The sequence below is a fragment of the Anaerolineae bacterium genome, assembly GCA_016931895.1.
Lineage (GTDB): Bacteria > Chloroflexota > Anaerolineae > 4572-78 > J111 > JAFGNV01.
In genome coordinates, this window is the sequence record JAFGDY010000188.1 from 17,870 (window position 1) to 30,451 (window position 12,582).

10 protein-coding genes are annotated in these 12,582 nt (G+C 52.7%); 5 read left to right on the forward strand and 5 right to left on the reverse strand.

The annotated features are described in order from the left end of the window. Positions 1-129: 129 nt before the first annotated feature. From JW953_13890 to JW953_13900, 3 genes are read right to left on the reverse strand one after another with little or no spacing between them, the layout of a single operon-like run. Entirely contained in the window at positions 130-1,044 is a 915-nt protein-coding gene (locus JW953_13890) for an AEC family transporter (protein MBN1993786.1), read from the reverse strand. Between the two features lie 9 nt (positions 1,045-1,053). Continuing rightward, positions 1,054-1,722, reverse strand: coding sequence for a response regulator transcription factor (locus JW953_13895; GenBank protein ID MBN1993787.1), 669 nt, complete (start codon positions 1,720-1,722; stop codon positions 1,054-1,056). Next, positions 1,719-3,455 carry a GAF domain-containing protein gene (locus tag JW953_13900; protein ID MBN1993788.1) on the reverse strand — a complete coding sequence of 579 codons (1,737 nt, stop codon included), beginning with the start codon at positions 3,453-3,455 and terminating at the stop codon, positions 1,719-1,721. Before JW953_13900 ends, JW953_13895 begins: the two co-directional genes overlap by 4 nt. 222 nt (positions 3,456-3,677) lie before the next feature. On the opposite strand from JW953_13900, the gene JW953_13905 reads away from it, so the two are divergent. The 3 genes from JW953_13905 (at position 3,678) to JW953_13915 (ending at position 7,952) form a co-directional block, all read left to right on the forward strand. Further along, the gene (locus JW953_13905; protein MBN1993789.1) at positions 3,678-4,625 is read left to right on the forward strand and encodes a P1 family peptidase; all 948 of its coding nucleotides are present in this window, start codon (positions 3,678-3,680) and stop codon (positions 4,623-4,625) included. 26 nt (positions 4,626-4,651) lie between these two features. Next, positions 4,652-6,208: a serine/threonine protein kinase gene (locus JW953_13910; GenBank protein MBN1993790.1), complete on the forward strand. Its 1,557-nt coding sequence runs from the start codon at positions 4,652-4,654 to the stop codon at positions 6,206-6,208. 139 nt (positions 6,209-6,347) lie between these two features. Next, positions 6,348-7,952 (forward strand): hybrid sensor histidine kinase/response regulator, encoded by a 1,605-nt coding sequence (locus tag JW953_13915; GenBank protein ID MBN1993791.1) that lies wholly within the window; start codon positions 6,348-6,350, stop codon positions 7,950-7,952. A 22-nt stretch (positions 7,953-7,974) separates the two neighbouring features. Here JW953_13915 and JW953_13920 read toward each other — a convergent pair whose 3' ends face one another. Next, the gene (locus JW953_13920; GenBank protein ID MBN1993792.1) at positions 7,975-8,703 is read right to left on the reverse strand and encodes an AAA family ATPase; all 729 of its coding nucleotides are present in this window, start codon (positions 8,701-8,703) and stop codon (positions 7,975-7,977) included. A 309-nt stretch (positions 8,704-9,012) separates the two neighbouring features. Between JW953_13920 and meaB the strand changes: the two genes are divergently transcribed. Both meaB and JW953_13930 read left to right on the forward strand, forming a co-directional pair. Beyond that, positions 9,013-10,074 carry a methylmalonyl Co-A mutase-associated GTPase MeaB gene (meaB, locus tag JW953_13925; GenBank protein ID MBN1993793.1) on the forward strand — a complete coding sequence of 354 codons (1,062 nt, stop codon included), beginning with the start codon at positions 9,013-9,015 and terminating at the stop codon, positions 10,072-10,074. Between the two features lie 45 nt (positions 10,075-10,119). Beyond that, the gene (locus JW953_13930; GenBank protein ID MBN1993794.1) at positions 10,120-11,136 is read left to right on the forward strand and encodes a hypothetical protein; all 1,017 of its coding nucleotides are present in this window, start codon (positions 10,120-10,122) and stop codon (positions 11,134-11,136) included. A gap of 131 nt (positions 11,137-11,267) precedes the next feature. Here the strand turns inward: JW953_13930 and JW953_13935 are convergent, their stop codons facing one another. Continuing rightward, positions 11,268-12,548 carry a trypsin-like peptidase domain-containing protein gene (locus JW953_13935; GenBank protein MBN1993795.1) on the reverse strand — a complete coding sequence of 427 codons (1,281 nt, stop codon included), beginning with the start codon at positions 12,546-12,548 and terminating at the stop codon, positions 11,268-11,270. Between the last annotated feature and the right edge of the window lie 34 nt (positions 12,549-12,582).

Consider the following 12,582-nt stretch of genomic DNA (forward strand, 5'->3'; position numbering starts at 1 on the left):
GTTTCGAAGTGGGAATGAATTGTTGGAGTGGGAAATTGTTTGTGAATCTGCTTCAAAATTATAACATACTATCCAGGTGCTGAACAGGGACACCCTGCCCGGAACCGGGGGACAAATGTCCCGTAAAATTTATACCAACAATAATACAAAAGTCAGCGTAATAAGGCTGGCCAGAGTGGAAAAGAGAATAGTAGTGGTTACAAAGTCGGGGGCCAGATCGTATTCTATGGCAATAATGGAAATGGTCACTCCGGTGGGCATGCTGGCTTGTAAAATGCCCGCGCTGCGTTCGAGGCCGGTAAAACCAAATGGGATAATCAATAAGGCGGCCAGGATTGGGCCACCCACCAAACGCACGGCACTGGCGGCAATAACGTTTAACCCGATGCGAGGCTTGCCCACAGCGGCCAACTGCACGCCCAGCGTGACCAGCAAGGTAGGGATCATGGCGCTGCCCAATAAATGGGCAGAGCGAGACACAAACAGAGGCACCTCAGTATGGGTTATACTAAAAAAGAGAGCCGGTATCACGGCAATCAAGGCCGGCGTTCTCATCACAGATGTGGCTGCTCCTATACCCCCACCCCGAACCCAACCCGCCGCGATAATGCTAATGACGAAAGCCATTACCGCTACCGCCAGAAAATAGATTGTCCCCGGCACCAGGGCGGCTTGACCCAAGCGAAACTCTACTAGCGACAGGCCAAAATTGCCGACATTAGCAAACACAGCCACTAACACAAAGGCCGCACTAATTTTGCGCGACTCTCCCAGCAGTTTGGCCGTGGCAAAGCCCAATACGGCGCAAGCCACAAGCACCAGCGACATATAAACGACCATGCGAAAGACCAGGGCGATTTCAACCTCAGACTCGCTGATCATGTGAAACACAAAAGCCGGAATAAAAAGAAAGTACGCGGCCCGTGACAGGGTGCGCGCTTCTAGCCCCAGCCGCGGGCCGGCCAGGTAGCCAACCAACACCAACGCAAACACCGGCAGGGTCACATCAACAAAAACCGAAAGGAATTGTCCAAAGATAGGCATAGGGTGGTTTTAGTTCTGGTTGTCCAAACTGGCCAAACCCTGACGGAGGGCATAAAGCGCGGCCTGAATACGGTTATTGACATGCAGCTTTTCAAAAATAGTGGTCAGCCGGTTGCGGATGGTTTTTTCCGACAGGCCCAGTTGTTCGCCAATTTCGGTGTTTTCCAGACCCTGGGCCACCAGGCGCAAAATGTCTAACTCTCGTTCCGTCAATTGGGTAATGCCGTCGGCGCCCACCGGGTCGCCCTGCAAACGGCGAAATTCATCCATCATTTTTAAGGCAATGGATGAATCCAGCAGAGCTTCGCCGCCGGCCACAATCCGGATGGCCCGCAGTAACTCCTCGCTGTCGGCGTCTTTGAGCAGGTAGGCCCGCGCTCCGGCTTTGATGGCTTCAAAAACATATTGATCTTGGCGGTACATGGTTAAAATAATTACGCCGGCTTGGGGGTAGGCTCCGGTAATATAGCGCGTGGCTTGCACGCCATCTAAGACCGGCATATTGATGTCCATAATTACCACGTCCGGCTCTACCTGTAAGGCCAGTTGGCAGGCTTCCTGGCCATTGGCCGCCTGGCCCACTACTTGCATATCGGCCTCGGTGCTACAAATCTGGCTCAACCCCTGGCGAACCATGGTATGATCATCGGCAATGAGAACACGAATGGGTCGGGTCACCGTTTACTCCCTTCCAAGGGAATTTGGGCGCACAGTTTGGTGCCCTGCATGGGCACGCTTTCTATGCTAAATTGGCCGCCCAACATCTTCACCCGCTCACGCATCTGGCCCAGGCCCATTTTGGTGCTGTCGCCCGGAGACAGAGTTTCGGGATTAAAACCAATGCCGTCGTCGCGAATGGTCAAATGTCCCGCCTGGTTGGGGGTAATTGCCAGTTCAATCCAGGCGTGTTCGGCTTTGGCGTGTTTGGCGATATTGTTCAAGCCTTCCTGAACCAGCCGAAAGAAAATAGGCTCCAGGGCCGGCGGCAACGCTTGCTCGTTTCCCTGAATTTCAAGGGCCACGCTCAGCCTGGCCTGTTCGCCAAATTCCTGAATATATTTACGCACGGCCGGCCCAAAGCCCAACTTTTCCAATTCTAACGGGCGCAGGGAAAAAATCGTCCGCCGCACATCGTCAATATTGGCTTGAACCGTTTTTTTTAAAGCGCATAGTTCGCTGCTAACGTCTTCAGGCTCGCAAGCCGCCTTGACCTTTTTACAAAGGTAATCCAGCTTCAATCCCACAAAGTACAAGTTTTGGGCCAGACCATCGTGTAAATCACGCGCAATCCTGGCCCGCTCCTCTTCGATAACCGCCTCGCGGGCTTTGCGGCCGGTGATGTCGCGTACAATGGCTGTTACCTCGTTTTCATTGCACACCACAATCCGGGCCTCGTAATCCCGCAAGGTGCGGTCAACCGGCAGTTGATATTCAAAAATTTGGGTGCTGCCGGTTTGCAGGGCTTGGGTGATGTGGTTTATGGTCTGTTGAGCCACGTCTGCCGGTAACACCTCACTCACATTTTTGCCAATGAGTTCGTCGGGCGGCAGCCACAGCGCAAAGTCTTTGGGCAATTTGACGCTTTTGTACCAGCCATCTTTGCTGATTTGCATAATCATATCCGGGATGGCGTTGAAGATAGCCTGCTTTTTGGCCTCGGTTCTACGCAGCGTTTCCTCAACCTGCCGATGCTCAATTTGCGTGCGCAGGGCCATAATGCCATAAGCCAAATCGTCGGCCAGGTCGGTCAATAACTTCACCTCGTCCTCGTCAAAAGCATCCGGTTCTTTGGCATAAATGGTCAGCGCCCCAAACGGGCGACCATTAACGTTCAACGGCAGGCCAATCACCGAAACGTAACCTCGTTTGCTGGCTTCGGCTCGCCAGGGGGCAAAATCAGGATCGGTTAAAATATTGCGCACCACGCAGGGCCGGCCGGTACGGATAACCGTGCCGGTAGGGCCGCGTCCCCGCTCGGTATCGGCCCAGGTAATATTGACGCCCTCCAGATACCCTTTTGCACAGCCGGCCTGGGCCACCGGGCGCACATACTTGGCCTCATCACTTTGGGCAAAACCAACCCAAGCCAGGTGATACCCTCCCACCCGAACAATGGTCTGGCAAATATTGTGCAACAATTCCGGCTCCTCGGCAGCCCGCACCATGGCCTCATTACATTCGCCCAATGTTTTGAGCGCCCGGTTCACGCGGCACAATTCTTTTTCCACCCGCTCCTGGCGGGCCAAGAATCTCGAGGTCAACACCCCCAGCCAGAGGAAACCGGCCATAGCCACCAGGCCCACGTAAACCGAATGGCCGGATACACCGGCCGTCAGCAGGCCCACGTCAATAATCCAAACCGCCGCGCTCAGCGCCACCGAGAGTATAATGATCTTATATTCGGTTTTCATGTGTCTTTTTCCTTGCCCATTCCCTGCAAGGTCCTGCCTTAATTGTAGCACTCAACCACCGGTCTGACTAGGGACAAGAGACCAATTTAAACGGGACATTTGTCCCGAACAGGCAACCACAATGTCCCTCCATCTTTGCCGTGACCCGGCCGTTGTGTTATGATTTTAAAGTCGGGACAAGGAAACCCGGCCATCTGCGTATAAAATAGAGAAGAACTGATTATGTCCATTTCTTTCCAAGCTATTTCCGGTCTACAGGTCGGCCATGCCCAAGATTTTGAGGCAGCGACCGGCTGTACGGTTATATTATGCCCGGCAGGCGCGGTCGGCGGGGTTGATCAACGCGGCGGCGCGCCGGGCACCCGCGAAACCGATCTCCTGCGGCCAATGCACTTGGTTGAAAAAGTCCACGCGGTGCTGCTCACCGGGGGCAGCGCTTTTGGCCTGGCCGCAGCAGACGGCGTGATACGCTGGCTGGAAGAACATAACCTGGGTCTTGACGTGGGCGTGGCTAAAGTGCCTATTGTGCCGGCGGCTGTTCTATTTGACCTGGCCGTGGGCCGGGCCGATGTTCGCCCGGACGCAGCCATGGGCTATGCCGCCTGCCAGGCTGCGGTAAACAACCCGGCGCTATCCGCTATGGGCAGCATTGGCGCAGGCACGGGGGCGATGGTCGGCCACATTCTTGGCCCGCAGGGACGGATGAAGGGCGGCCTTGGCGCAGCGGTAATAGAGTTGGGCCAGAACCTGCTGGTGGGAGCGATTTTTGCGGTAAACTGTTTTGGCGACGTGGTTGACCCGGCTTCCGGGCAAATTTTAGCCGGGGCGCGGAAATTGCCAGAAGGGGATTTTGCGGATACCATGCAAGTTCTGCAACAGGGCGCGGCCAACGGTTTTGCCGGCCAGGGAAACACCGTTATCGGAGTAGTGACTACAAACGTGGCCCTGTCTAAAGAATCGGCCAACAAAGTGGCCCAAATGGCCCACGATGGTTTGGCCCGGGTCATCCGGCCCGCCCACACCATGTTTGATGGCGATACCATCTTTGCCCTGGCCACAGGCCAGGCCCCGCCCGCCGACGTGAACCTGATCGGAGCATTTGCGGCTGAGGCCACGGCCCGGGCCATTGTCAATGCCGTCAAAACAGCCAACGCTGTAGACAGGCCATAAAAAGGAAACCCGTCCCTGGAGTATAGATGGCAGCAATAACCGAATTTCAACTCAAAGATTATATTCTGGAAGCGGAACTTGGCCGGGGAGATTTGACCATTGCTTATCGCGCCCGCCGCCGGTTTGACGAGGCGGTGGTGGCCGTAAAAGTGGTTGCCCCGCAGTTTACTTTTGACGAACTGTTTGTGCGGCGGTTTAAAGACATAACCAGGCAAACCACCAAATTGGAACATCCCAATATTGTCCGCACCTACGAGGCCAACCAGGAAGGTGATGTGCTTTACCTGGTTCGCGAGTTGATTGAAGCCCGGCCACTGGTGCAGGTTTTGGCAGAAGAAGGCCCGTTTTCTCCGCAGCGGATGTTGACCATTGCCCGCCAAATTGCTTCGGCCCTGGATTATGCCCATCAAAAATCCATCATGCATGGCGATTTGTCGGCTAACCGGGTATATCTTGGCCTGAACGACCACGTGACCGTGGCTGACTTTGGCCAAACGCAAGCAATGGCCGGCACCAGCCTGGTAAAACAAGGATTTGCCGTTGGCTCGCCAGAAACTATGGCCCCGGAACGGGTACATGGTCAGGGGCCGAGCCGCCAATCGGACCTTTATGCGCTGGGTATTTTGTGTTACCAAATGCTGGCCAACGAGCCGCCTTTCACTGGCGCGCCCGCCGCCGTTTTGCACGCCCAGGCTTACGAACAACCTCAGCCTCTTCACATTGCCAATCCCGGCATCTCTGTACCCTTAAGCGAGGCCGTTGGCCGGATGCTGGCCAAGGGTTTGGAGTTACGCTACAACACCGGCGCCGAATTCACTCGCGCCCTGGCCGTAGCCAGCGAAGGCACGGCCCCCGTCCGTTCCCCCACTGCGGCAGCAACCAAAATGAAAGAGGCCGGGCTGAAAACAACTCCCCTCTGGAAACAGCCCTGGTTGTGGATTTTCAGCGCCATCTTCATCATCTTCATTTTCCTGGGCTTTGGGTTCTGGGCTGTTTCTCAATGGAGAACCGACCAGCCGGCGGTCGTCGTCCCCCTAACGCCGACGGTCATTGTTCTTTCAACCCCAACGGCCGCCATCTCAGCAACAAGCCAAACCGAAACCGGCAGCCAGGTCGCCCCTCCACCCATCACCCTTGAACCTGGCCCAACGGCCAGCCCTACGCCCAGTTTCACCCCCATGCCAACAGTCACGCCAACGCCGGTCTCTTTTCCCACTCCCGGCGCACCCATGATTGCGGCCCAGAGTCCCTTCAATAATTTGCGTTTGGCCCGCAATATCACGTCGGATAACAAACCTCAAGAAACGGGCACATCCTTTGCCGCCGGCCCCCAACCCGTTTATCTCTTCTTTGATTACAACGGTATTGAACCGGGCACAGCCTGGATGCATCGCTGGACCTGGGGAGATACGGAACTTGACGCTTACCAGGATATCTGGCCGGAGGATTACAGCCGCCAGGGCACAGCCTGGGTATTTTACAGCCCCACCGGCGGCTATCAACCCGGCCCGTATCAGGTAACGCTGGCCGTCAACGGACAAACCGTAGCCACGGCAACCTTTGTGATTAATGCCGCGCCGTAGGCTTGATGTTCGTTTCTAATAATTTATCTTTAACCCCCTCCAACTCCACCAATCCCCTAAAACCAAGTGTACTATTGTTTAAGTATATCTCCGTATGGTATAATTTAAGCATACTCCATAATAAAGTGGGAGACTGGTTATGATGGAGGAACGAATCCTCGTTGTTGATGATGAGGTTGATGTTCTTGACCTGTGCCGGCGAATTTTAGAAACCAAAGGGTATCAGGTAAAAACTGCTCACAATGGGTATGAGGCCATCGGATTAGCCCAGCAAGAAAAATTTGATCTGCTCTTGACCGACATCAAGATGCCGGGGATGACGGGGCTGCAAATAGCCCAGGCCTTAAAAAAGTCTGACCCCGAGGTCATCTGTGTGACGATGACGGGTTATAGCACTATGGATATGGTGCTTGAGGCTTTGAAGTTGGGGATTGATGAATTTATTTTGAAGCCGTTTACGCCCGACGAATTAAGTATGGCCGTAGCCAAAACCCTGGAAAAAGAGCAGTTACGCAAAGAAATTTTTCGCCTGCGCTCATTGATTCCTCTATTTGAGCTAAACAAAACTCTGCTGGGAACCGTGGAAGTTGACAAAGTTTTGAATCGTCTTCTGGCCATATCCCAAAAGGAAACCAAAGCCGACCTGGCCGGGCTTTATATCTTTGAAAAAGATAAGATGACCTCTCGTTTGCAGGGCGAGGGAGAGCATGAGGATGATGCTCAAAAACAACAGGCCCGCGATCAACTGGCCAGCCTGATTTCTGAAAACGGCCAACAATTGGCCTTGAGCCTCGATAACGCCGATAATCATTGTCGCTCTATTCTGGAACGACTGGAGGTCCATTCGCTTATTGCCACCCCGCTGCGGTCTAAAGAATCTAACCGCTGCGCGCTCATTTTAGCCCGCAATGAGGGCAATTTTGCCCCCAGCGATAGCGACTTTTTAACTGTCCTCTCCGGTCAGGCCAGCATTGCCCTGGAAAACGCGCGTCTGTTTACCGAAATCCAAAAAGCCTATAAAGAACTGCAACTGCTGGATCACATGAAAAGCGAGTTTATTAACATTGCCGCCCACGAATTGCGCACGCCCCTGGCCATTTTAATTGGGTATGCCACCGTTCTGGAAGAAGAAACAGAAAATCTCACCCACGAATACATCTCTATCATCGCGCGTAATGCTATGCGGCTGCGGGCGTTGATCGAAGACATGCTCAATTTGAAATATTTAGAAAGCGGCATCCCCTCTCTAAGCCAGGACAAGTTAAATCTCCCAGAAGTGATCACAGACGCTATTCAAGACATTGCTTTGTTGGCCCAGAAAAAGGGGTTAACCGTTCATGTTGACGTCCCCCCTGATTTACCCCCCCTCATCGCCGACCGGCAAAAGTTTGATTTAATTATCATGAATCTGCTCGACAACGCCCTCAAATTTACCCCCGCCGGGGGACAAGTAACGCTCAAGGCCGAGACTGCGGCAGAGGGGGTAAAAATATCGGTCAGCGACACCGGCATTGGCATCCCCGAAGATAAAATTGAGCGGGTATTTGACCGATTTTTCCAGGTGCAGGACTCGCTTACCCGAGCTTATGAGGGTATGGGCCTGGGGCTGGCCATTGTCAGAGGCATGGTAGATGTATGCGGGGGTAAAATTCAGGTTACCAGCAAAGAGGGCGAAGGCACCACCTTCACCTTCACCCTTCCCCTTGATAACAGCAAGGTAGAACCACGTCCCCTAAAATTGTAAGCCTAAAATTGTAAGCCTCAACTTATAACGAAACGACGCCGGTGAGGTATTTGTTTCGATTCTCCATAAAACCCTTATAAAGCCGGTAATGATCGGTTTCTTCGTAAGCAATTGACTTTACCGGAATTTCGTCAAAACTGTAAATCTTGGCGTCAGGGCAGGCCAGAAGAATCGGCGAATGAGTGGCCACAATAAATTGAGCATGTCCCGCCCGGCTCATTTCGATCAAAATATTAATTAAGCCCAACTGGCTTCTGGGCGAGAGCGCCGTTTCAGGCTCGTCCAAAAGATAAAGCCCCTTCAAACAATACCGCGCTCTGAAGAACGACATAAAAGATTGCCCATGAGATTGGGTAATCAACGACTTACCCCCAAAATATTGCAGCATCCCCGGGTCTGCGGCGGCCCACTCGTCCAGGCTTTGGGTAAAGTGACGGAATATATCCGAAGCAAAAAATGATCCCGGCACTTTGCCGTTTGCCCACTCAACCGTAATATACCTATACAGTTCATCCTCATAGGGATTGACCTCGTAGCGAGTTCTCTCAGCACTTCGCCAGATATGGATGCCGCACTTGTGCGCAATTGCCTCCAAAAAAGTGGATTTCCCTGTCCCATTTTCGCCCACAAACAAGGTGACCGGCGTGTAAAAAGTGATACTTTTAGTTTGATGAAAAACAGGTTGGTTAAAGGGGTAATGTTCTGTAGTGGGGTATTTTTCTGGAAGAAGCGTAACTTTTTTAATATGCATAGCTCTACCTTAAACTTTTGAATAATTCTGCCCACAAATTTAGCGATTCGCCCTATTGTAATATGTGCGCCAATATTTACCAAATAAGAGGTATCGCCGCTAAACTATTGAACGGCTCGTCGAGTGGCAAGAATTGACTTTATGTATACAGTGTGTAAAATTGTCGTGTGATCAGGCAAGAAATTATCACCAAACTCAAAAAAATGGATGCCTGGCTATAGTTGCGGTAGCCATCATCACCCGACCCACACCTAAGCCTGGATGTAGTATCACAGGGCCTCATCCCAAGAGGGTGTTTACCCTTTATCAATGAACACTAGCCAAATTCTTACCGAATCAATTCTGGCCAGGAAAAAACGGACCGTTGCCCGCAAACAAGCTATTACCCGCAAACGGGCCATCGCCCGCCTCATCAGCCAGATAGAGAACAAACAGCCTGAAGCGCAAGCTGTCTTGAGCCAGCTCTATCCCCACACCGGCCAGGCTCAACTCATCGGCGTCACCGGCGCGCCGGGCACGGGAAAATCCAGCCTGGTTTATGAACTGGCCAAAACCTATCGCCAACAAAACAAAACCGTAGCGATTTTGGCCGTTGACCCCACCAGTCCCTTTTCCGGCGGGGCAGTGCTGGGCGACCGGATTCGGATGCAGGATTTGACCCGTGACCCCGACGTCTACATTCGCAGTATGGCCAGCCGGGGCGGTTTTGGCGGCCTGGCCTGGGCCGTTGACGACACGCTCAAGGTATTGGATGCGGCCGGCTTTGAGATCATTCTGATCGAGACGGTTGGAGCTGGCCAAAACGAGGTAGACATTGTCAAAACCGCGCACACCATTGTAGTGGTAGAAGCGCCCGGCCTGGGTGATGATATTCAGGCTATCAAAGCCGGCATCCTGGAAATCGCCGACATTTTTGTGGTCAACAAGGCCGACCATCCGGGTGTTGAAAAAACCATCTCTGTTTTGCGACAGATGTTGGAATTGGCCCAGCCCCCTACCGGCAAAGTGCTGCATCACGGCACATTGATGGCAGTAGGCAGCCCACCGTTGGCAGCGGAAAAAATCACTTCCTGGCAGGTGCCGGTCATCAAAACAATAGCCTTAAAAAGCGAGGGCATTGCCGCGGTGGTTGAAGCCATTGCCCAACACCATCAACATCTCCACCGCACCGGCGAACTGGCCGAACGTAACCGCGCCCGCCTAGCCGACGAATTACAAACCGTACTCCAGGCTGAGTTGCTGCGCCGGGTTTTAGAGCAATTGCCGCCTGATTATCTGTCGGCGGTAGTTGCCGAACTGCTTGAGAAAAAATTGACTGCGTATGAGGCGGCCCAAAATATTTTAAAAAAAGTAGAGTCGCGGACAGGGTAAGGGTTAATAACAGAGTAGTGAATCTCTTGGAGCGCATAACGCCTAATGTATTGGATGGTTTATATTGGTCTCGTCATCTTCATCGTCAGTTTGGTGCTTAATGCCATTTTTTTATTTGGCTACCTCTGGCAAAATCAGCAAAGCCGGGCCAGGAAAATAGCCCAGAATGTGGCCGTAGCAATTTTTTCGCTCTTGGCCACGCTAATGCTGATAGAACTTTTTTTTAACCTGGCTTTTGCCCAATCCGACGCCTTTGGTCATACCCTGGCCGGCCAGAATTGGTTTGAGCGTTACTGGCGGATTAATTCGTTGGGTTACCGCGATAAAGAGTGGACGCCGGAACTGGTTGAGGGACGCATCAAAGTGATGGTGCTGGGCGACTCCCTGGTGGCCGGGCATGGGATCAACAACCCGGCGGACCGTTTTTCCGACGTATTGGGCCAGATGCTGGGCCAAGATTACGCCGTGATGAATGTGGGCCGCTTGGGGGCGGAAACCAAAGAAGAGTTTCAGATGGCCCTTGATTATCCCTACTCGCCCGACATTATCATCCTCTCCTTTTACGTAAATGACATTGTTGATACCTACACCTCAATGGAAAAGGGCGTCAGCCAACCAAACTTTATTCCCCGCAGCCCGCCCCTGGTTGATGAATCCTATGCGGCCAACTTTTTTTATTGGCGCATTTACCGGCTGGGTCCGCATGAATGGAGCAATGATTATTGGGGGTGGCTACGGGGGCTTTATAACGATCCCGGAGTCTGGCAAACGTACCGCAGCCTGCTCTTAGAGATCAGTCGTTTTGCCCAGGAGAGGGACATCCAATTGATTGTGGTTGTTTTTCCAAATTTGTTGGCCATTGAAGATAGCCAGCCCATTACTGCAAAAATTGTGGGGCTTTACGAAGGGGAGGAAATTCCGGTGGTGGATGTGTCAAACTTAGTGGCCGGAATGGAAGCCAAAGAGTTAATAGTCAACCCGGTTGATTGGCACCCCAATGAATTCACCCACCGGCTGGTGGCCGAAGCATTGTATCGGCAAATCAAGGCGCTATCGCCATAGGTGTCCTGTCGCTGTTCAGGGCGATCACAAGGATTCGCCACATATTAATGTATGTCACCAAAAATCCCAAAGAGCCAAAAAAAGGGTGATTGCGTGCAATCACCCTTTTCATATTTTTATCCCCATAAAGGCTATTCATCCGCGGCTGCTTCAGTTCCACTTGGACGCACGCCAAGTGTTACCGCCAGGGTTTGTTGCTGGCCATCACGGATAATGGTTAAAGTGACGGTTTTGCCCACTTCTCCCCGGCGGCTGAGAAAAGAAATGAGATCGTCAAAAACACGCACCTCTTCATCTTCAATACCGATAATCACATCGCCGCCTATTTTTATTACCTGACCATTCTCCAACTCAAAATCGCGGGTGCTGCCGCGCAAGTCGGCTTTGTCGGCCGGACTGCCAGACATAACTTCGGAGACCAATGCCCCCCCTGCCTTTGCCAAACCCATTGCTTCGGCAATTTCGGGAATAACGGTATTGCCCGAAAAACCAATCCAGGCGTGTTCGTATTTGCCATTCTCAATCAGGCCGGGCACCACCCGTTGGGCCAGGTTGGCCGGAATGGCAAACCCAACGCCCAAAAAACTGCGCTCGCCAAAACCAATCTGGTTGGGCACAATGGCGGCATTAACCCCAATCACCTCGCCCTGAGAGTTGAGCAAGGGACCGCCAGAGTTGCCCGGATTAATGGCCGCGTCGGTTTGAATGATCTCCGGGATACGGAAATGGCTCACCGTGGGCAAGCTGCGGCCCAGGGCGCTGATAATGCCGGTGGTCAGCGTTCCTTCCAGGCCAAAGGGATTGCCAATGGCCACGGCTCGCTGGCCCACCAACAGTTCGTCGGAATCACCCCACTCTACCGGGCGGAGGCTTTCGGCAGGCATGTCTACCTTGATTACGGCTAAATCACTATCGGGGTCTCTGCCCACCACCTTCGCTTCTACCGTGGTATCATCGAAAAACGTCACGTCAATTTTACCGGCTTCGGCCACTACGTGATTGTTGGTGATGATATAACCCTGGTTATTGTATACAAACCCCGAACCCTGCCCCTGGAGAGGGAAAAGATTATTGCTTTCAGCTTCGTCGGCTTCCGCCACTGTAACCACAATATTGACCACCGAGGGATTGACCCGCTCGTAGAGGTTGATGAGCAACAACTCTTCAGAATCAGCCTCGGCAATCATATCCGGCGGCAGGGGGGTTGGTTGGGGGGCCAGGGTAGGCGGCGTTTGCAGCAAAACTTGCGTGTCATTTAAGTTATCAGTAGATTCTGCGGCCGCCTCAGTTTCTGCGGCTTTGGGGTTAGCATCGGTTGCGGAAAATACCGATAGATCGGGTAACGAGGATAGACCGCAAGCCGAAATCATAAAAATGAGCAAACCGAGTAAAACATTACGTAACTGAGACAACGATATTACCTCCTCAAAGTAAACGTCTTAAACG

Excerpts from the sequence above, each read along its gene's own strand:
- JW953_13930 (MBN1993794.1), top strand. The coding sequence starts at position 10,120 with ATGTATTGGATGGTTTATATTGGTCTCGTCATCTTCATCGTCAGTTTG.
- JW953_13910 (MBN1993790.1), top strand. The coding sequence starts at position 4,652 with ATGGCAGCAATAACCGAATTTCAACTCAAAGATTATATTCTGGAAGCG.
- JW953_13890 (MBN1993786.1), bottom strand. The coding sequence starts at position 1,044 with ATGCCTATCTTTGGACAATTCCTTTCGGTTTTTGTTGATGTGACCCTG.
- JW953_13915 (MBN1993791.1), top strand. The coding sequence starts at position 6,348 with ATGATGGAGGAACGAATCCTCGTTGTTGATGATGAGGTTGATGTTCTT.
- meaB (MBN1993793.1), top strand. The coding sequence starts at position 9,013 with ATGAACACTAGCCAAATTCTTACCGAATCAATTCTGGCCAGGAAAAAA.
- JW953_13920 (MBN1993792.1), bottom strand. The coding sequence starts at position 8,703 with ATGCATATTAAAAAAGTTACGCTTCTTCCAGAAAAATACCCCACTACA.
- JW953_13900 (MBN1993788.1), bottom strand. The coding sequence starts at position 3,455 with ATGAAAACCGAATATAAGATCATTATACTCTCGGTGGCGCTGAGCGCG.
- JW953_13905 (MBN1993789.1), top strand. The coding sequence starts at position 3,678 with ATGTCCATTTCTTTCCAAGCTATTTCCGGTCTACAGGTCGGCCATGCC.